The sequence below is a fragment of the Streptococcus oralis genome, assembly GCF_001578705.1.
GTDB lineage: Bacteria > Bacillota > Bacilli > Lactobacillales > Streptococcaceae > Streptococcus > Streptococcus oralis_J.
In genome coordinates this window covers 226,564-242,028 of the sequence record NZ_KQ969038.1, presented here as the reverse complement: position 1 = coordinate 242,028, position 15,465 = coordinate 226,564, and the positions used below count along the sequence as shown (strand labels likewise).

Here is a 15,465-nt window from a genome sequence, read left to right as displayed (position 1 = left end):
GAAATGGAATGGGGAAATACCAATTAGACGATAAGGGACGCGCTCAAGTGACCCGTTATCATGAAAAACATTCAAAAGGTGGAACAGGTAAAAAAGAACGCTTGCTCAATCTCAGAGAACAGTTTTTAAACAAGAACAAGAAAAAATAAAAGTGAGAGTTGCCTCTCGCTTTTCTCTTAATTGGAGGTAAAAATGATACTACGCAGACCAACATTGGCAGATAAAGAAACAGTTTTAGAGATGATGGCAGAGTTTGAACAGACTCAATCAGCCCACGATGGTGGATTTTGGAGCGCCAACAATTTTGTTTATGAAGAGTGGCTAGAAGAAAATCTTCAAGCGGAAGCGGGACTCAATATTCCTGAAAACTGGGTTCCTGCTATCCAGCTGGTTAGTTTTGACGTAGCAGGCCAGGCTCTTGGCTTTCTCAACCTTCGTCTCCGATTAAATGACTACTTACTAGAAAATGGGGGCCATATTGGCTACTCCATTCGTCCATCTGAAAGAGGTAAGGGTTATGCGAAAGAATCCCTCAGACAAGGTCTGCAAGTTGCCAAGGAAAAGAACATCAAAAAAGCACTTGTGACCTGTAGTGTGGGAAACTCTGCTAGTAGAGCGGTGATTGTATCAAATGGCGGGGTGTTTGAAGATGTTCGCAATGGCGTAGAACGTTACTGGATAGACTTGGAGTAGACAGCATGACATGGAATACACCAAAACCAGGCGAGTGGAAAAGTGAAGAACTCAGTCGGGGGCGTATCATTGACTATAAGGCTTTTAACTTTGTGGATGGAGAAGGGGTGCGCAACTCCCTTTACGTAGCAGGTTGTATGTTCCACTGTGAGGGATGCTATAATGTTGCGACTTGGTCTTTCAATGCAGGGATTCCTTATACACCAGAGTTGGAAGAACAGATTATGACAGATCTTGCCCAGCCTTATGTTCAAGGTTTGACCTTGCTAGGAGGAGAGCCTTTTCTCAATACAGGTATCCTCCTACCTCTCGTTAAGCGTATTCGAAAGGAATTTCCAGACAAAGACATCTGGTCCTGGACGGGCTACACTTGGGAAGAAATGATGCTAGAAACCCCAGATAAACTGGAACTCTTATCATTGATTGACATCCTTGTCGATGGACGGTATGATAAAAGCAAGCGCAATCTCATGCTCCAGTTTCGAGGTTCCTCTAATCAACGAATTATCGATGTGCAAAAATCTCTCAAAAGTGGGCAAGTGGTGATTTGGGACAAGCTTAATGACGGAAAAGAAAGCTATGAACAGGTGAAGAGAGAATGAAGAAAAAAGACCTGATAGAACAACTGGTTTCAGAAATCGAAACGGGAAGAGTTAGGACGCTAGGGATATACGGTCATGGGGCTTCAGGTAAATCAACCTTTGCACAGGAATTGTGTCAAGCTTTAGATTCTACTACAGTAAATTTACTAGAAACAGATCCCTATATCACTTCAGAACGTCACCTGGTAATACCAAAGCAAGCGCCAGATCAAAAGGTGACAGCTTGTCTCCCAGTGGCGCATGAATTGGCAAGTTTGCAGAGAGATATTCTCGCATTGCAGGCAGGTATGGATGTCTTAACAATCGATGAACCGTGGAAGGCTAGTGAAATCTTATCTGGAGCCAAGCCAATTCTGATTGTTGAAGGGATGTCTGTGGGCTTTCTACCCAAGGAACTCTTTGACAAAACCATCTGTTTCTACACGGATGAAGAGACCGAATTAAATAGGCGCTTAGCTCGAGATACAACTATGAGAAATCGCGATGCTTCCTTTGTGTTAGCTAGCCATCAGATGAGACGGGAGCAGTATCTGCGATACTATAGAGAAAACGAGTCTAAAGCGGACATTTTAGTGGATCAATCGGAAGATAAATTCAAGGTCAAAATGAATAGTATTATATAGAAGAAAAGATTGAATTTTAAGATCGTAAATCAGTAGTCATAGGAAGATGAAATAGGAAAACAGTTTCATTCCAAAAAAAAGAAAAAAACCTAACAAATCCCTTGCAATCGCAGGGGCTTTGTGTTATTCTATTATGGTGCTGTAAATTACAGCCTTAGCTGTGATGCAAGAGGTTGCGACACGCTCGGTTGCATTGCCACGCAACGCGCGTCGGTTTTCTTGTGGAGCTAGCCTATTATCTTAAATAGACGAAAAGGAGAAAAAGATGGCAAACAAAAAAATCCGTATCCGTTTGAAAGCTTACGAACACCGTACGCTTGACACAGCGGCTGCAAAAATCGTAGAATCAGCTACTCGTACAGGTGCACAAGTTGCGGGTCCAATCCCACTTCCAACTGAACGTAGCCTCTACACAATCATTCGTGCGACTCACAAATACAAAGACTCTCGCGAACAATTTGAAATGCGTACACACAAACGTTTGATCGATATCGTTAACCCAACTCAAAAAACAGTTGATGCGTTGATGAAATTGGATCTTCCAAGTGGTGTAAACGTAGAAATCAAACTTTAATCTAAAATATAAAAGAGTAGAAGCTAGTGTTTCAATTTAATTGAACACGGGCTAAACTCGGCGTGAAAAAGATAAACTTCCTAGTGTCTGTTAGACATTGCGTCAGTTTCCTATTTTCACTTTGAGTTTGACGCCCTTTGTATCTTAGACTTGAGCATAAAAAACGCTCGTTAAAAACTTTTTGAATAAAAAATATAGAAAAGGAACTATTTTCTCATGACAAAAGGAATCTTAGGGAAAAAAGTGGGAATGACTCAAATCTTCACTGAAGCTGGCGAATTGATCCCTGTAACAGTTATTGAAGCAACTCCAAACGTTGTTCTTCAAGTTAAAACTGTTGAAACAGACGGATACAACGCTATCCAAGTTGGTTTCGATGACAAACGCGAAGTATTGAGCAACAAACCTGCTAAAGGACATGTAGCGAAAGCTAACACGGCTCCTAAGCGCTTCATTCGTGAATTCAAAAACGTTGAAGGCTTGGAAGTTGGTGCTGAAATCACAGTTGAAACATTCGCAGCTGGAGACGTTGTTGACGTAACTGGTACTTCTAAGGGTAAAGGTTTCCAAGGTGTTATCAAACGCCATGGACAATCACGTGGACCAATGGCTCACGGTTCTCGTTACCACCGTCGTCCAGGTTCTATGGGACCTGTTGCACCTAACCGCGTATTCAAAGGTAAAAACCTTGCAGGACGTATGGGTGGCGACCGCGTAACAATTCAAAACCTTGAAGTTGTACAAGTTGTTCCAGAAAAGAACGTTATCCTTATCAAAGGTAACGTACCAGGTGCTAAGAAATCTCTTATCACTATCAAATCAGCAGTTAAAGCTGGTAAATAATAAAGAAAGGGGAAATCAGTCACAATGGCAAACGTAACATTATTTGACCAAACTGGTAAAGAAGCTGGCCAAGTTGTTCTTAACGATGCAGTATTTGGTATCGAACCAAATGAATCAGTTGTGTTTGATGTGATCATCAGCCAACGCGCAAGCCTTCGTCAAGGAACACACGCTGTTAAAAACCGCTCTGCAGTATCAGGTGGTGGACGCAAACCATGGCGTCAAAAAGGAACTGGACGTGCTCGTCAAGGTTCTATCCGCTCACCACAATGGCGTGGTGGTGGTGTTGTCTTCGGACCAACTCCACGTTCATACGGCTACAAACTTCCACAAAAAGTTCGTCGCCTAGCTCTTAAATCAGTTTACTCTGAAAAAGTTGCTGAAAACAAATTCGTAGCTGTAGACGCTCTTTCATTTACAGCTCCAAAAACTGCTGAATTTGCAAAAGTTCTTGCAGCATTGAGCATCGATTCAAAAGTTCTTGTTATCCTTGAAGAAGGAAATGAATTCGCAGCTCTTTCAGCTCGTAACCTTCCAAATGTGAAAGTTGCAACTGCTACAACTGCAAGTGTTCTTGACATCGCAAATAGCGACAAACTTCTTGTCACACAAGCAGCTATCTCTAAAATCGAGGAGGTTCTTGCATAATGAATTTGTATGATGTTATCAAAAAACCTGTCATCACTGAAAGCTCAATGGCTCAACTTGAAGCAGGAAAATATGTATTTGAAGTTGACACTCGTGCACACAAACTGTTGATCAAGCAAGCTGTTGAAGCTGCTTTCGAAGGTGTTAAAGTTGCCAACGTTAACACAATCAACGTAAAACCTAAAGCGAAACGTGTTGGACGTTACACTGGTTTTACTAACAAAACTAAAAAAGCTATCATCACACTTACAGCTGATTCAAAAGCAATCGAGTTGTTTGCTGCTGAAGCTGAATAATCTAAGGAGGAAATATCGTGGGAATTCGTGTTTATAAACCAACAACAAACGGTCGCCGTAATATGACTTCTTTGGATTTCGCTGAAATCACAACAAGCACTCCTGAAAAATCATTGCTTGTTGCTTTGAAGAACAAGGCTGGTCGTAACAACAACGGTCGTATCACTGTTCGTCACCAAGGTGGTGGACACAAACGTTTCTACCGTTTGGTTGACTTCAAACGTAACAAAGACAACGTTGAAGCAGTTGTTAAAACAATCGAGTACGATCCAAACCGTTCTGCAAACATCGCTCTTGTACACTACACTGACGGTGTGAAAGCATACATCATCGCTCCAAAAGGTCTTGAAGTTGGTCAACGTATCGTTTCAGGTCCTGAAGCAGATATCAAAGTCGGAAACGCTCTTCCACTTGCAAACATCCCAGTTGGTACTTTGATCCACAACATCGAGTTGAAACCAGGTCGTGGTGGAGAATTGGTCCGTGCAGCTGGAGCTTCTGCTCAAGTATTGGGTCAAGAAGGTAAATACGTTCTTGTTCGTCTTCAATCTGGCGAAGTTCGTATGATTCTTGGAACTTGTCGTGCTACAGTTGGTGTTGTCGGAAACGAACAACATGGACTTGTAAACCTTGGTAAAGCAGGACGTAGCCGCTGGAAAGGTATCCGCCCAACAGTTCGTGGTTCTGTAATGAACCCTAACGATCACCCACACGGTGGTGGTGAAGGTAAAGCACCAGTTGGTCGTAAAGCACCATCTACTCCATGGGGCAAACCTGCTCTTGGTCTTAAAACTCGTAACAAGAAAGCGAAATCTGACAAACTTATCGTTCGTCGTCGCAACGAGAAATAATAGTAAACTAGTCGCCTAAGCAACTAGGAAATCCGCCAGCTCGGTAGCGCTCCATGTGAGCGCAAGCCGCTGTGGTACAACATTTAAAGGAGAAAAAATAAAAATGGGACGCAGTCTTAAAAAAGGACCTTTCGTCGATGAGCATTTGATGAAAAAAGTTGAAGCTCAAGCTAACGACGAAAAGAAAAAAGTTATCAAAACTTGGTCACGTCGTTCAACGATCTTCCCAAGTTTCATTGGTTATACTATCGCAGTTTATGACGGACGTAAACACGTACCTGTTTACATCCAAGAAGACATGGTAGGTCACAAACTTGGTGAATTTGCACCAACTCGTACTTACAAAGGTCACGCTGCAGACGACAAGAAAACACGTAGAAAATAAGGAGAACATAAATGGCAGAAATTACTTCAGCTAAAGCAATGGCTCGTACAGTACGTGTTTCACCTCGTAAATCACGTCTTGTTCTTGACAACATCCGTGGTAAAAGCGTAGCCGATGCTATTGCAATCTTGACATTCACACCAAACAAAGCTGCTGAAATCATCTTGAAAGTTTTGAATTCAGCTGTAGCTAACGCTGAAAACAACTTTGGTTTGGACAAAGCTAACTTGGTAGTATCTGAAGCATTCGCAAACGAAGGACCAACTATGAAACGTTTCCGTCCACGAGCGAAAGGTTCAGCTTCACCAATCAACAAACGTACAGCTCACATCACTGTAGCTGTTGCAGAAAAATAAGGAGGTAAAATCGTGGGTCAAAAAGTACATCCAATTGGTATGCGTGTCGGCATCATCCGTGATTGGGATGCCAAATGGTATGCTGAAAAAGAATACGCGGATTACCTTCATGAAGATCTTGCAATCCGTAAATTCGTTCAAAAAGAACTTGCTGACGCAGCAGTTTCAACTATCGAAATCGAACGCGCAGTAAACAAAGTTAACGTTTCACTTCACACTGCTAAACCAGGTATGGTTATCGGTAAAGGTGGTGCTAACGTTGATGCACTCCGTGCAAAACTTAACAAATTGACTGGAAAACAAGTACACATCAACATCATCGAAATCAAACAACCTGATTTGGATGCTCATCTTGTAGGTGAAGGAATTGCTCGTCAATTGGAGCAACGTGTTGCTTTCCGTCGTGCACAAAAACAAGCAATCCAACGTGCAATGCGTGCTGGAGCTAAAGGAATCAAAACTCAAGTATCAGGTCGTTTGAACGGTGCAGATATCGCCCGTGCTGAAGGATACTCTGAAGGAACTGTTCCACTTCACACACTTCGTGCAGATATCGATTACGCTTGGGAAGAAGCAGATACTACATACGGTAAACTTGGTGTTAAAGTATGGATCTACCGTGGTGAAGTTCTTCCAGCTCGTAAAAACACTAAAGGAGGTAAATAACCAATGTTAGTACCTAAACGTGTTAAACACCGTCGTGAATTCCGTGGAAAAATGCGCGGTGAAGCAAAAGGTGGAAAAGAAGTAGCATTCGGTGAATACGGTCTTCAAGCTACAACTAGCCACTGGATCACTAACCGCCAAATCGAAGCTGCTCGTATCGCCATGACTCGTTACATGAAACGTGGTGGTAAAGTTTGGATTAAAATCTTCCCACACAAATCATACACTGCTAAAGCTATCGGTGTGCGTATGGGATCTGGTAAAGGGGCACCTGAAGGTTGGGTAGCACCAGTTAAACGTGGTAAAGTGATGTTTGAAGTCGCTGGTGTATCTGAAGAGATTGCTCGCGAAGCGCTTCGTCTTGCTAGCCACAAATTGCCAGTTAAATGTAAATTCGTAAAACGTGAAGCAGAATAAGGAGAAGGCATGAAACTTAATGAAGTAAAAGAATTTGTTAAAGAACTTCGTGGTCTTTCTCAAGAAGAACTCGCGAAGCGCGAAAACGAATTGAAAAAAGAATTGTTTGAACTTCGTTTCCAAGCTGCTACTGGTCAATTGGAACAAACAGCTCGCTTGAAAGAAGTTAAAAAACAAATCGCTCGTATCAAAACAGTTCAATCTGAAGCGAAATAATAGACTAGGGAAGGAGAAATTTCAATGGAACGCAATAATCGTAAAGTTCTTGTTGGACGTGTTGTATCTGACAAAATGGACAAGACAATCACAGTTGTAGTTGAAACAAAACGTAACCACCCAGTCTATGGTAAACGTATTAACTACTCTAAAAAATACAAAGCACATGATGAAAACAATGTTGCCAAAGAAGGCGATATCGTACGTATCATGGAAACTCGTCCGCTTTCAGCTACAAAACGTTTCCGTCTTGTAGAAGTTGTTGAAGAAGCGGTCATCATCTAATCAAGCCTGAAAGGAGAAAACTGAAATGATTCAAACAGAAACTCGTTTGAAAGTCGCAGACAACAGCGGTGCACGCGAAATCTTGACTATCAAAGTTCTTGGTGGTTCTAAACGTAAATTTGCGAACATCGGTGATGTCATTGTGGCATCTGTAAAACAAGCTACTCCTGGTGGTGCGGTTAAAAAAGGTGACGTTGTAAAAGCTGTTATCGTTCGTACTAAATCAGGTGCTCGTCGTGCTGATGGTTCATACATCAAGTTTGACGAAAACGCAGCAGTTATCATCCGTGAAGATAAAACTCCTCGCGGAACACGTATCTTTGGCCCAGTTGCACGTGAATTGCGTGAAGGTGGCTTCATGAAGATCGTGTCACTTGCTCCAGAAGTACTTTAATTTTAAAAAAACAAACTAGTCCCCTGGATTTACCTCCAGGGTGCCCTTATGGGCGTAAGAAAAATCAAGGAGAAACCTAATGTTTGTAAAAAAAGGCGACAAAGTTCGCGTAATCGCTGGTAAAGATAAGGGAACAGAAGCTGTTGTCCTTACTGCCCTTCCAAAAGTAAACAAAGTTATCGTTGAGGGTGTAAACATCGTTAAGAAACACCAACGTCCAACTAATGATCTTCCTCAAGGTGGTATCATCGAGAAAGAAGCAGCTATCCACGTATCAAACGTTCAAGTATTGGACAAAAATGGTGTGGCTGGTCGTGTTGGTTACAAATTTGTAGACGGTAAGAAAGTTCGCTACAACAAAAAATCAGGCGAAGTGCTTGATTAATCACGAAGGAAAGGAGAAGTATAATGGCAAATCGTTTAAAAGAAAAATATCTTAATGAAGTAGTTCCTGCTTTGACAGAACAATTCAACTACTCATCAGTGATGGCTGTGCCTAAAGTAGATAAGATCGTTTTGAACATGGGTGTTGGTGAAGCTGTATCAAACGCTAAAAGTCTTGAAAAAGCTGCTGAAGAATTGGCACTTATCTCAGGTCAAAAACCACTTATCACTAAAGCTAAAAAATCAATCGCCGGCTTCCGTCTTCGTGAAGGTGTTGCGATCGGTGCAAAAGTTACCCTTCGTGGTGAACGTATGTACGAATTCTTGGATAAATTGGTTTCAGTTTCACTTCCACGTGTGCGTGACTTCCACGGTGTTCCAACAAAATCATTTGACGGACGCGGAAACTACACACTTGGTGTGAAAGAACAATTGATCTTCCCAGAAATCAACTTTGATGACGTTGACAAAACTCGTGGTCTTGACATCGTTATCGTAACAACTGCTAACACTGACGAAGAGTCACGTGCATTGCTTACAGGCCTTGGAATGCCTTTTGCAAAATAATATAGGAGGTAAATCTAATGGCTAAAAAATCAATGATTGCTAAGAACAAACGTCCAGCGAAGTTCTCTACTCAAGCTTATACTCGTTGTGAAAAATGTGGTCGTCCACATTCAGTTTACCGCAAATTTAAACTTTGCCGTGTTTGCTTCCGTGAATTAGCTTACAAAGGACAAATTCCTGGTGTAACAAAAGCATCTTGGTAATATCATGATACAAAGAGCGTAACAACCACAGCAAAAATAGGAGATTTGGTGTAGGAGCGATGCTCCAAAACAAATCTATCTTTTTTGCCTAGGTTGTAGCTCGTGTTCAAATAAGAGAGTTATCTCATTTGAATGTGTCAATACTATCTGAGCACAGCTCAATCATTAACTAGCAAGTGCGACTTGCAAACTACTAGTAAGAGGAGAATAAAAAATGGTTATGACTGACCCAATCGCAGACTTCCTAACTCGTATTCGTAACGCTAACCAAGCGAAACACGAAGTACTTGAAGTACCTGCATCAAACATCAAAAAAGGGATTGCTGAAATCCTTAAACGCGAAGGTTTTGTTAAGAACGTAGAGATCATCGAAGATGACAAACAAGGCATCATCCGTGTATTCCTTAAATACGGACCAAACGGTGAAAAAGTTATCACTAACTTGAAACGTGTTTCTAAACCAGGACTTCGTGTCTACAAAAAACGTGAAGATCTTCCAAAAGTTCTTAACGGACTTGGAATTGCTATCCTTTCAACATCTGAAGGTTTGCTTACTGATAAAGAAGCACGCCAAAAGAATGTTGGTGGGGAAGTTATCGCTTACGTTTGGTAATATTTAGCTCCCAATTTCTTTGTGCCTCTTCGTTATCGTCTCTTGCCTAACCCAAAGTTATGCCTGCGAGACGATGCCTAGATTCACTTTGAAATTGAAACCTAAATGTTCCTTTAAATCGAGAAATCGATTTAACCCCGTGAAAACTGGCCATCACGGCCTGACAATTTAACAGGAGAAAATAAACATGTCACGTATTGGTAATAAAGTTATCGTGTTGCCTGCTGGTGTTGAACTCACTAACAATGACAACGTAGTAACTGTAAAAGGACCTAAAGGAGAACTTACTCGTGAGTTCTCAAAAGATATTGAAATTCGTGTGGAAGGTACTGAAGTAACTCTTCACCGTCCAAACGATTCAAAAGAAATGAAAACTATTCACGGAACTACTCGTGCCCTTTTGAACAATATGGTTGTTGGTGTATCAGAAGGATTCAAGAAAGAACTTGAAATGCGTGGGGTTGGTTACCGTGCACAACTTCAAGGTAAAAAACTTGTTTTGGCTGTTGGTAAATCTCATCCAGACGAAGTTGAAGCTCCAGAAGGAATTACTTTTGAACTTCCAAACCCAACAACAATCGTTATCAGCGGAATTTCAAAAGAAGTAGTTGGTCAAACAGCTGCTTACGTACGTAGCCTTCGCTCACCAGAACCATATAAAGGTAAAGGTATCCGTTACGTTGGCGAATACGTTCGTCTTAAAGAAGGTAAAACAGGTAAATAATGTTGAGTGGTTGATCTTCAACCACCGACCTATTTTCCAACTTTGTGCATAGCACACGATTTAAAACTAAAGAGGTGAAAACTGTGATTTCTAAACCAGATAAAAACAAACTCCGCCAAAAACGCCATCGTCGCGTTCGCGGAAAACTCTCTGGAACTGCTGATCGCCCACGTTTGAACGTATTCCGTTCTAATACAGGCATCTACGCTCAAGTGATTGATGACGTAGCGGGTGTAACGCTCGCAAGTGCTTCAACTCTTGACAAAGAAGTTTCAAAAGGAACTAAAACTGAACAAGCCGTTACTGTCGGTAAACTCGTTGCAGAACGTGCAAACGCTAAAGGTATTTCAGAAGTGGTGTTCGACCGCGGTGGATATCTATATCACGGACGTGTGAAAGCTTTGGCTGATGCAGCTCGTGAAAACGGATTGAAATTCTAATAGGAGGACACTAGAAAATGGCATTTAAAGACAATGCAGTTGAATTAGAAGAACGCGTAGTTGCTGTCAACCGTGTTACAAAAGTTGTTAAAGGTGGACGTCGTCTTCGTTTCGCAGCTCTTGTTGTTGTTGGTGACCACAACGGTCGCGTAGGATTTGGTACTGGTAAAGCTCAAGAAGTTCCAGAAGCAATCCGTAAAGCAGTAGAAGATGCTAAGAAAAACTTGATTGAAGTTCCTATGGTTGGAACAACAATCCCACACGAAGTTCTTTCAGAATTCGGTGGTGCTAAAGTATTGTTGAAACCTGCTGTAGAAGGTTCTGGAGTTGCCGCTGGTGGTGCAGTTCGTGCCGTTGTGGAATTGGCAGGTGTGGCAGATATTACATCTAAATCACTTGGTTCTAACACTCCAATCAACATTGTTCGCGCAACTGTTGAAGGTTTGAAACAATTGAAACGCGCTGAAGAAGTTGCTGCCCTTCGTGGTATCTCAGTTTCTGATTTGGCATAAGAAAGGGGATAAAATGGCTCAAATTAAAATTACTTTGACTAAGTCTCCAATCGGACGCATTCCATCACAACGTAAAACTGTTGTAGCACTTGGACTTGGCAAATTGAACAGCTCTGTTATCAAAGAAGACAACGCTGCTATCCGTGGTATGATCACTGCAGTATCTCACTTGGTAACGGTTGAAGAAGTAAACTAATGGATTTTTAGGGGATGTGGCAATACTCATCCCCTAAAACTAGATATAGTCATCTAAGATGACGAATGTATAGGCGAGTTGATAAGGGAGACAACCTTTTCTCTCTTATCGGCGCTAGCATTTTACAAAAGAGGAGAAAATATAAATGAAACTTCATGAATTGAAACCTGCAGAAGGTTCTCGTAAAGTACGTAACCGTGTTGGTCGTGGTACTTCATCAGGTAACGGTAAAACATCTGGTCGCGGTCAAAAAGGTCAAAAAGCTCGTAGCGGTGGCGGAGTTCGCCTTGGTTTTGAAGGTGGACAAACTCCATTGTTCCGTCGTCTTCCAAAACGTGGATTCACTAACATCAACGCTAAAGAATACGCAATTGTAAATCTTGATCAATTGAACGTTTTTGAAGATGGTACTGAAGTGACTCCAGTTGTTCTTATCGAAGCAGGAATTGTAAAAGCTGAAAAATCAGGCGTTAAAATTCTTGGTAACGGTGAGCTGACTAAGAAGTTGACTGTGAAAGCAGCTAAATTCTCAAAAACAGCTGAAGAAGCTATCACTGCTAAAGGTGGTTCAGTAGAAGTCATCTAGAGAGGTGACCTATGTTTTTTAAATTATTAAAAGAGGCCCTCAAGGTTAAGAAAGTACGATCAAAAATTCTCTTTACGATTTTTATCATACTTGTCTTCCGTATCGGGACTAGTATTACTGTACCAGGTGTGAATGCAAAAAGTCTGGAAGCTTTGAGTGGATTATCCTTCTTAAACATGCTTAGTTTAGTTTCAGGGAATGCCATGAAGAACTTCTCGGTTTTTGCACTCGGTGTGAGTCCGTATATCACAGCTTCCATCGTTGTTCAATTGCTGCAAATGGATATTGTTCCAAAGTTTGTAGAGTGGGGCAAGCAGGGGGAAGTTGGACGGAGAAAGATAAACCAGGCTACTCGTTATATTGCACTTGTGCTTGCATTTGTTCAATCTATCGGGATTACAGCAGGATTTAATACTCTTTCTGGTGCAAAATTATTAACGACAGATCTAACCCCTCAAGTCTTTGTTACGATTGGTATTATCCTGACTGCAGGTACTATGATTGTTACTTGGCTAGGGGAGCAAATCACTGATAAGGGATATGGTAACGGGGTGTCTATGATTATCTTTGCAGGGATTGTGGCTTCAATTCCAGAGATGATTCATGGCATCTACGTGGACTATTTTGTCAATATTCCAAGTGATCGGTTGACGTCATCTATTATATTTGTCGTTATTCTCATTATCGCTGTCTTGTTGATTGTTTACTTTACAACATATGTACAACAGGCAGAATATAAAATTCCGATTCAATATACAAAAGTTGCTCAAGGTGCTCCATCCAGTTCTTACCTTCCTTTGAAGGTCAATCCTGCTGGTGTTATCCCAGTTATCTTTGCAAGTTCCATTACAGCAGCACCTGCGGCTATTCTTCAGTTTGTCAGCGCTACAGGTCATGATTGGGCTTGGGTACGTACAGCACAGGAAATGTTATCTACAACATCTCCAACAGGTGTTGCCATGTATGCACTGCTGATTATTCTCTTTACATTCTTCTATACATTTGTACAGATCAATCCAGAGAAAGCAGCAGAAAACTTGCAAAAGAGCGGAGCCTATATCCATGGTGTCCGTCCAGGTAAAGGAACGGAAGAGTTTATGTCAAAACTTCTTCGTCGCCTTGCAACCGTCGGTTCCCTTTTCCTTGGTGTGATTTCAATCTTGCCGATTGTAGCAAAAGATGTCTTTGGGCTCTCAGAAGCGGTTGCTTTTGGGGGAACTAGTCTTTTGATCATTATTTCGACAGGTATCGAAGGAATCAAACAGCTAGAAGGTTACCTATTGAAACGTAAGTATGTTGGTTTCATGGACAAAACAGAATAAAAGCAAGACTACTTTTGCTTAGAGAGTGGAGTATGAAGGTCTATCTATAAGAGAGACTTTCGTCTCCCCTCTTCTATTTTGTTTTTAAATAGGAGTTGAAACTAGCTTTTTGCTTCTATTTAAATACAAAATAAGGAGATCAGATCATGAATCTTTTGATTATGGGCTTACCTGGAGCAGGTAAGGGAACGCAAGCAGCTAAAATTGTGGAACAATTCCACGTGGCACACATTTCAACTGGAGATATGTTCCGTGCTGCTATGGCAAATCAAACTGAAATGGGTGTACTTGCAAAGTCATACATCGACAAAGGTGAGTTGGTTCCAGATGAAGTTACAAATGGTATTGTTAAAGAACGTCTTTCTCAGGACGATATCAAAGAAACAGGTTTCTTGTTGGATGGTTACCCACGCACGATTGAACAAGCTTATGCCTTGGACAAAACATTGGCTGAACTTGGTATTGAATTGGAAGGTGTGATCAATATCGAAGTGAATCCAGACTGTCTCTTGGAACGTTTGAGTGGCCGTATTATTCACCGCCAAACAGGTGAAACCTTCCACAAAGTTTTCAACCCACCAGTTGACTACAAAGAAGAAGATTACTACCAACGTGAAGATGATAAACCTGAGACAGTAAAACGTCGTTTGGATGTCAATATCGCACAAGGTGAACCAATCATTGCTCACTACCGTGCCAAAGGTTTGGTCCACGATATCGAAGGAAATCAAGATATCAATGATGTGTTCAAAGACATCGAAAAAGTATTGACAAATTTGAAATAAAGCGTTTTTCACACTTGCAAAAAATCGCTACAAATGTTATACTGAAATAGTCTGACTTATAATTGTTGTCTCTGTGTCTAGAGGCATCAAATCGAAATTTATGGAGGTGCTTTTGCGTGGCAAAAGACGATGTGATTGAAGTTGAAGGCAAAGTAGTTGATACAATGCCTAACGCAATGTTTACGGTTGAACTTGAAAATGGACATCAGATTTTAGCAACAGTTTCTGGTAAAATTCGTAAAAACTATATTCGTATTTTAGCGGGAGATCGTGTTACTGTCGAGATGAGTCCATATGACTTGACACGTGGACGTATCACTTACCGCTTTAAATAATCGAAAAACTTGGAGGGATAAGAAATGAAAGTAAGACCATCGGTCAAACCAATTTGCGAATACTGTAAAGTAATTCGTCGTAATGGCCGTGTTATGGTAATTTGCCCAGCAAATCCAAAACACAAACAACGTCAAGGATAAGATAGAAAGGAGAAAACATGGCTCGTATTGCTGGAGTTGACATTCCAAATGACAAACGCGTAGTAATCTCATTGACTTACGTTTATGGTATCGGACTTGCAACATCTAAGAAAATTTTGGCTGCTGCTGGAATCTCAGAAGATGTTCGTGTACGTGACCTTACATCAGATCAAGAAGATGCTATCCGTCGTGAAGTGGATGCAATCAAAGTTGAAGGTGACCTTCGTCGTGAAGTAAACTTGAACATCAAACGTTTGATGGAAATCGGTTCATACCGTGGTATTCGTCACCGTCGTGGACTTCCTGTCCGTGGACAAAACACTAAAAACAATGCTCGCACTCGTAAAGGTAAAGCTGTTGCGATTGCTGGTAAGAAAAAATAATATAGGAGGTAAAAGTCTTGGCTAAACCAACACGTAAACGTCGTGTGAAAAAGAATATCGAATCTGGTATTGCTCATATTCACGCTACATTTAATAACACTATTGTTATGATTACTGATGTGCATGGTAATGCAATTGCTTGGTCATCAGCTGGTGCTCTTGGTTTCAAAGGTTCTCGTAAATCTACACCATTCGCTGCTCAAATGGCTTCTGAAGCTGCTGCTAAATCTGCACAAGAACACGGTCTTAAATCAGTTGAAGTTACTGTAAAAGGTCCAGGTTCTGGTCGTGAGTCAGCTATTCGTGCGCTTGCTGCCGCTGGTCTTGAAGTAACAGCAATTCGTGATGTGACTCCAGTGCCACACAATGGTGCTCGTCCTCCAAAACGTCGCCGTGTATAATCATTGCATTACACTGCTTTTCGT

General features: G+C 41.4%; 31 protein-coding genes. All 31 read left to right on the top strand.

Annotated elements, in window-relative coordinates; translation table 11 throughout:
- The first annotated feature begins 8 nt into the window (after nt 1–8).
- Nucleotides 9–149 carry a hypothetical protein gene (locus SORDD05_RS10065; protein ID WP_000521625.1) on the top strand — a complete coding sequence of 47 codons (141 nt, stop codon included), beginning with the start codon at nt 9–11 and terminating at the stop codon, nt 147–149.
- A 43-nt stretch (nt 150–192) separates the two neighbouring features.
- A complete protein-coding gene (locus SORDD05_RS07125) occupies nt 193–693 on the top strand; it encodes a GNAT family N-acetyltransferase (RefSeq protein ID WP_061418369.1) in 501 nt (166 codons plus the stop codon).
- 5 nt (nt 694–698) lie between these two features.
- Nucleotides 699–1,295, top strand: coding sequence for an anaerobic ribonucleoside-triphosphate reductase activating protein (gene nrdG, locus SORDD05_RS07120; protein WP_061418366.1), 597 nt, complete (start codon nt 699–701; stop codon nt 1,293–1,295).
- Entirely contained in the window at nt 1,292–1,918 is a 627-nt protein-coding gene (locus SORDD05_RS07115; RefSeq protein WP_061418362.1) for a uridine kinase family protein, read from the top strand. The genes nrdG and SORDD05_RS07115 overlap by 4 nt, the downstream gene beginning before the upstream one ends.
- A 265-nt stretch (nt 1,919–2,183) precedes the next feature.
- Nucleotides 2,184–2,492 carry a 30S ribosomal protein S10 gene (gene rpsJ / locus SORDD05_RS07110; protein ID WP_001284513.1) on the top strand — a complete coding sequence of 103 codons (309 nt, stop codon included), beginning with the start codon at nt 2,184–2,186 and terminating at the stop codon, nt 2,490–2,492.
- Nucleotides 2,493–2,708: 216 nt separating this feature from the next.
- Complete coding sequence (rplC, locus tag SORDD05_RS07105; protein WP_000160197.1) at nt 2,709–3,335, top strand: 50S ribosomal protein L3; 627 nt, start codon at nt 2,709–2,711, stop codon at nt 3,333–3,335.
- A 24-nt stretch (nt 3,336–3,359) separates the two neighbouring features.
- On the top strand, nt 3,360–3,983 hold the full coding sequence (gene rplD / locus SORDD05_RS07100; RefSeq protein WP_000024537.1) for a 50S ribosomal protein L4: 624 nt from the start codon (nt 3,360–3,362) through the stop codon (nt 3,981–3,983).
- Nucleotides 3,983–4,279: a 50S ribosomal protein L23 gene (locus SORDD05_RS07095; protein WP_001055347.1), complete on the top strand. Its 297-nt coding sequence runs from the start codon at nt 3,983–3,985 to the stop codon at nt 4,277–4,279. The genes rplD and SORDD05_RS07095 overlap by 1 nt, the downstream gene beginning before the upstream one ends.
- Before the next feature lie 17 nt (nt 4,280–4,296).
- Complete coding sequence (gene rplB / locus SORDD05_RS07090; protein WP_000512905.1) at nt 4,297–5,130, top strand: 50S ribosomal protein L2; 834 nt, start codon at nt 4,297–4,299, stop codon at nt 5,128–5,130.
- A gap of 103 nt (nt 5,131–5,233) precedes the next feature.
- A complete protein-coding gene (rpsS, locus tag SORDD05_RS07085; protein ID WP_000533766.1) occupies nt 5,234–5,515 on the top strand; it encodes a 30S ribosomal protein S19 in 282 nt (93 codons plus the stop codon).
- Nucleotides 5,516–5,526: 11 nt separating this feature from the next.
- Nucleotides 5,527–5,871: a 50S ribosomal protein L22 gene (gene rplV / locus SORDD05_RS07080; RefSeq protein ID WP_000818137.1), complete on the top strand. Its 345-nt coding sequence runs from the start codon at nt 5,527–5,529 to the stop codon at nt 5,869–5,871.
- A gap of 12 nt (nt 5,872–5,883) precedes the next feature.
- Entirely contained in the window at nt 5,884–6,537 is a 654-nt protein-coding gene (rpsC, locus tag SORDD05_RS07075; RefSeq protein WP_000529936.1) for a 30S ribosomal protein S3, read from the top strand.
- 3 nt (nt 6,538–6,540) lie between these two features.
- Nucleotides 6,541–6,954 carry a 50S ribosomal protein L16 gene (rplP, locus tag SORDD05_RS07070; protein ID WP_000960948.1) on the top strand — a complete coding sequence of 138 codons (414 nt, stop codon included), beginning with the start codon at nt 6,541–6,543 and terminating at the stop codon, nt 6,952–6,954.
- A gap of 9 nt (nt 6,955–6,963) precedes the next feature.
- Complete coding sequence (rpmC, locus tag SORDD05_RS07065) at nt 6,964–7,170, top strand: 50S ribosomal protein L29 (RefSeq protein ID WP_000772918.1); 207 nt, start codon at nt 6,964–6,966, stop codon at nt 7,168–7,170.
- Between the two features lie 24 nt (nt 7,171–7,194).
- Nucleotides 7,195–7,455, top strand: coding sequence for a 30S ribosomal protein S17 (rpsQ, locus tag SORDD05_RS07060; protein WP_000440801.1), 261 nt, complete (start codon nt 7,195–7,197; stop codon nt 7,453–7,455).
- 25 nt (nt 7,456–7,480) lie between these two features.
- Nucleotides 7,481–7,849, top strand: coding sequence for a 50S ribosomal protein L14 (gene rplN / locus SORDD05_RS07055; RefSeq protein ID WP_000616548.1), 369 nt, complete (start codon nt 7,481–7,483; stop codon nt 7,847–7,849).
- Between the two features lie 79 nt (nt 7,850–7,928).
- Complete coding sequence (gene rplX / locus SORDD05_RS07050; protein WP_000497690.1) at nt 7,929–8,234, top strand: 50S ribosomal protein L24; 306 nt, start codon at nt 7,929–7,931, stop codon at nt 8,232–8,234.
- A 23-nt stretch (nt 8,235–8,257) separates the two neighbouring features.
- Entirely contained in the window at nt 8,258–8,800 is a 543-nt protein-coding gene (gene rplE / locus SORDD05_RS07045) for a 50S ribosomal protein L5 (RefSeq protein WP_000013542.1), read from the top strand.
- Nucleotides 8,801–8,817: 17 nt separating this feature from the next.
- The gene (locus SORDD05_RS07040; RefSeq protein WP_001085697.1) at nt 8,818–9,003 is read left to right on the top strand and encodes a type Z 30S ribosomal protein S14; all 186 of its coding nucleotides are present in this window, start codon (nt 8,818–8,820) and stop codon (nt 9,001–9,003) included.
- A 214-nt stretch (nt 9,004–9,217) separates the two neighbouring features.
- A complete protein-coding gene (rpsH, locus tag SORDD05_RS07035) occupies nt 9,218–9,616 on the top strand; it encodes a 30S ribosomal protein S8 (RefSeq protein WP_000245504.1) in 399 nt (132 codons plus the stop codon).
- Nucleotides 9,617–9,803: 187 nt separating this feature from the next.
- Complete coding sequence (rplF, locus tag SORDD05_RS07030; RefSeq protein WP_000086638.1) at nt 9,804–10,340, top strand: 50S ribosomal protein L6; 537 nt, start codon at nt 9,804–9,806, stop codon at nt 10,338–10,340.
- An 83-nt stretch (nt 10,341–10,423) separates the two neighbouring features.
- On the top strand, nt 10,424–10,780 hold the full coding sequence (rplR, locus tag SORDD05_RS07025) for a 50S ribosomal protein L18 (protein WP_004244055.1): 357 nt from the start codon (nt 10,424–10,426) through the stop codon (nt 10,778–10,780).
- Between the two features lie 17 nt (nt 10,781–10,797).
- The gene (gene rpsE, locus SORDD05_RS07020) at nt 10,798–11,292 is read left to right on the top strand and encodes a 30S ribosomal protein S5 (RefSeq protein WP_000874204.1); all 495 of its coding nucleotides are present in this window, start codon (nt 10,798–10,800) and stop codon (nt 11,290–11,292) included.
- A 13-nt stretch (nt 11,293–11,305) separates the two neighbouring features.
- Nucleotides 11,306–11,488, top strand: a complete 183-nt coding sequence (rpmD, locus tag SORDD05_RS07015) for a 50S ribosomal protein L30 (RefSeq protein ID WP_000057241.1) — start codon at nt 11,306–11,308, stop codon at nt 11,486–11,488.
- Between the two features lie 145 nt (nt 11,489–11,633).
- Nucleotides 11,634–12,074 carry a 50S ribosomal protein L15 gene (rplO, locus tag SORDD05_RS07010; RefSeq protein WP_000766092.1) on the top strand — a complete coding sequence of 147 codons (441 nt, stop codon included), beginning with the start codon at nt 11,634–11,636 and terminating at the stop codon, nt 12,072–12,074.
- A gap of 11 nt (nt 12,075–12,085) precedes the next feature.
- A complete protein-coding gene (secY, locus tag SORDD05_RS07005) occupies nt 12,086–13,396 on the top strand; it encodes a preprotein translocase subunit SecY (RefSeq protein WP_038805841.1) in 1,311 nt (436 codons plus the stop codon).
- Nucleotides 13,397–13,542: 146 nt separating this feature from the next.
- A complete protein-coding gene (locus SORDD05_RS07000; protein ID WP_061418359.1) occupies nt 13,543–14,181 on the top strand; it encodes an adenylate kinase in 639 nt (212 codons plus the stop codon).
- 116 nt (nt 14,182–14,297) lie between these two features.
- A complete protein-coding gene (infA, locus tag SORDD05_RS06995) occupies nt 14,298–14,516 on the top strand; it encodes a translation initiation factor IF-1 (RefSeq protein WP_001029883.1) in 219 nt (72 codons plus the stop codon).
- Between the two features lie 24 nt (nt 14,517–14,540).
- Entirely contained in the window at nt 14,541–14,657 is a 117-nt protein-coding gene (gene rpmJ, locus SORDD05_RS06990) for a 50S ribosomal protein L36 (protein ID WP_001808836.1), read from the top strand.
- Nucleotides 14,658–14,674: 17 nt separating this feature from the next.
- The gene (gene rpsM / locus SORDD05_RS06985; protein ID WP_000090781.1) at nt 14,675–15,040 is read left to right on the top strand and encodes a 30S ribosomal protein S13; all 366 of its coding nucleotides are present in this window, start codon (nt 14,675–14,677) and stop codon (nt 15,038–15,040) included.
- A 17-nt stretch (nt 15,041–15,057) separates the two neighbouring features.
- Nucleotides 15,058–15,441 (top strand): 30S ribosomal protein S11, encoded by a 384-nt coding sequence (rpsK, locus tag SORDD05_RS06980; RefSeq protein WP_001118385.1) that lies wholly within the window; start codon nt 15,058–15,060, stop codon nt 15,439–15,441.
- Nucleotides 15,442–15,465: the final 24 nt, after the last annotated feature.

Bases quoted from the DNA above. Each gene is read 5' to 3' on its own strand.
- rplD (WP_000024537.1), top strand. From the start codon at position 3,360: ATGGCAAACGTAACATTATTTGACCAAACTGGTAAAGAAGCTGGCCAA.
- rpmC (WP_000772918.1), top strand. From the start codon at position 6,964: ATGAAACTTAATGAAGTAAAAGAATTTGTTAAAGAACTTCGTGGTCTT.
- rplX (WP_000497690.1), top strand. From the start codon at position 7,929: ATGTTTGTAAAAAAAGGCGACAAAGTTCGCGTAATCGCTGGTAAAGAT.
- rplE (WP_000013542.1), top strand. From the start codon at position 8,258: ATGGCAAATCGTTTAAAAGAAAAATATCTTAATGAAGTAGTTCCTGCT.
- rpmJ (WP_001808836.1), top strand. From the start codon at position 14,541: ATGAAAGTAAGACCATCGGTCAAACCAATTTGCGAATACTGTAAAGTA.
- SORDD05_RS07000 (WP_061418359.1), top strand. From the start codon at position 13,543: ATGAATCTTTTGATTATGGGCTTACCTGGAGCAGGTAAGGGAACGCAA.
- rplP (WP_000960948.1), top strand. From the start codon at position 6,541: ATGTTAGTACCTAAACGTGTTAAACACCGTCGTGAATTCCGTGGAAAA.
- SORDD05_RS07115 (WP_061418362.1), top strand. From the start codon at position 1,292: ATGAAGAAAAAAGACCTGATAGAACAACTGGTTTCAGAAATCGAAACG.
- SORDD05_RS07095 (WP_001055347.1), top strand. From the start codon at position 3,983: ATGAATTTGTATGATGTTATCAAAAAACCTGTCATCACTGAAAGCTCA.
- SORDD05_RS07125 (WP_061418369.1), top strand. From the start codon at position 193: ATGATACTACGCAGACCAACATTGGCAGATAAAGAAACAGTTTTAGAG.
- rpmD (WP_000057241.1), top strand. From the start codon at position 11,306: ATGGCTCAAATTAAAATTACTTTGACTAAGTCTCCAATCGGACGCATT.
- rpsS (WP_000533766.1), top strand. From the start codon at position 5,234: ATGGGACGCAGTCTTAAAAAAGGACCTTTCGTCGATGAGCATTTGATG.
- rpsH (WP_000245504.1), top strand. From the start codon at position 9,218: ATGGTTATGACTGACCCAATCGCAGACTTCCTAACTCGTATTCGTAAC.
- rplV (WP_000818137.1), top strand. From the start codon at position 5,527: ATGGCAGAAATTACTTCAGCTAAAGCAATGGCTCGTACAGTACGTGTT.
- rpsQ (WP_000440801.1), top strand. From the start codon at position 7,195: ATGGAACGCAATAATCGTAAAGTTCTTGTTGGACGTGTTGTATCTGAC.
- SORDD05_RS10065 (WP_000521625.1), top strand. From the start codon at position 9: ATGGGGAAATACCAATTAGACGATAAGGGACGCGCTCAAGTGACCCGT.
- nrdG (WP_061418366.1), top strand. From the start codon at position 699: ATGACATGGAATACACCAAAACCAGGCGAGTGGAAAAGTGAAGAACTC.
- rpsE (WP_000874204.1), top strand. From the start codon at position 10,798: ATGGCATTTAAAGACAATGCAGTTGAATTAGAAGAACGCGTAGTTGCT.
- rplN (WP_000616548.1), top strand. From the start codon at position 7,481: ATGATTCAAACAGAAACTCGTTTGAAAGTCGCAGACAACAGCGGTGCA.
- rpsJ (WP_001284513.1), top strand. From the start codon at position 2,184: ATGGCAAACAAAAAAATCCGTATCCGTTTGAAAGCTTACGAACACCGT.
- rplO (WP_000766092.1), top strand. From the start codon at position 11,634: ATGAAACTTCATGAATTGAAACCTGCAGAAGGTTCTCGTAAAGTACGT.
- rplC (WP_000160197.1), top strand. From the start codon at position 2,709: ATGACAAAAGGAATCTTAGGGAAAAAAGTGGGAATGACTCAAATCTTC.
- rplF (WP_000086638.1), top strand. From the start codon at position 9,804: ATGTCACGTATTGGTAATAAAGTTATCGTGTTGCCTGCTGGTGTTGAA.
- SORDD05_RS07040 (WP_001085697.1), top strand. From the start codon at position 8,818: ATGGCTAAAAAATCAATGATTGCTAAGAACAAACGTCCAGCGAAGTTC.
- secY (WP_038805841.1), top strand. From the start codon at position 12,086: ATGTTTTTTAAATTATTAAAAGAGGCCCTCAAGGTTAAGAAAGTACGA.
- rpsM (WP_000090781.1), top strand. From the start codon at position 14,675: ATGGCTCGTATTGCTGGAGTTGACATTCCAAATGACAAACGCGTAGTA.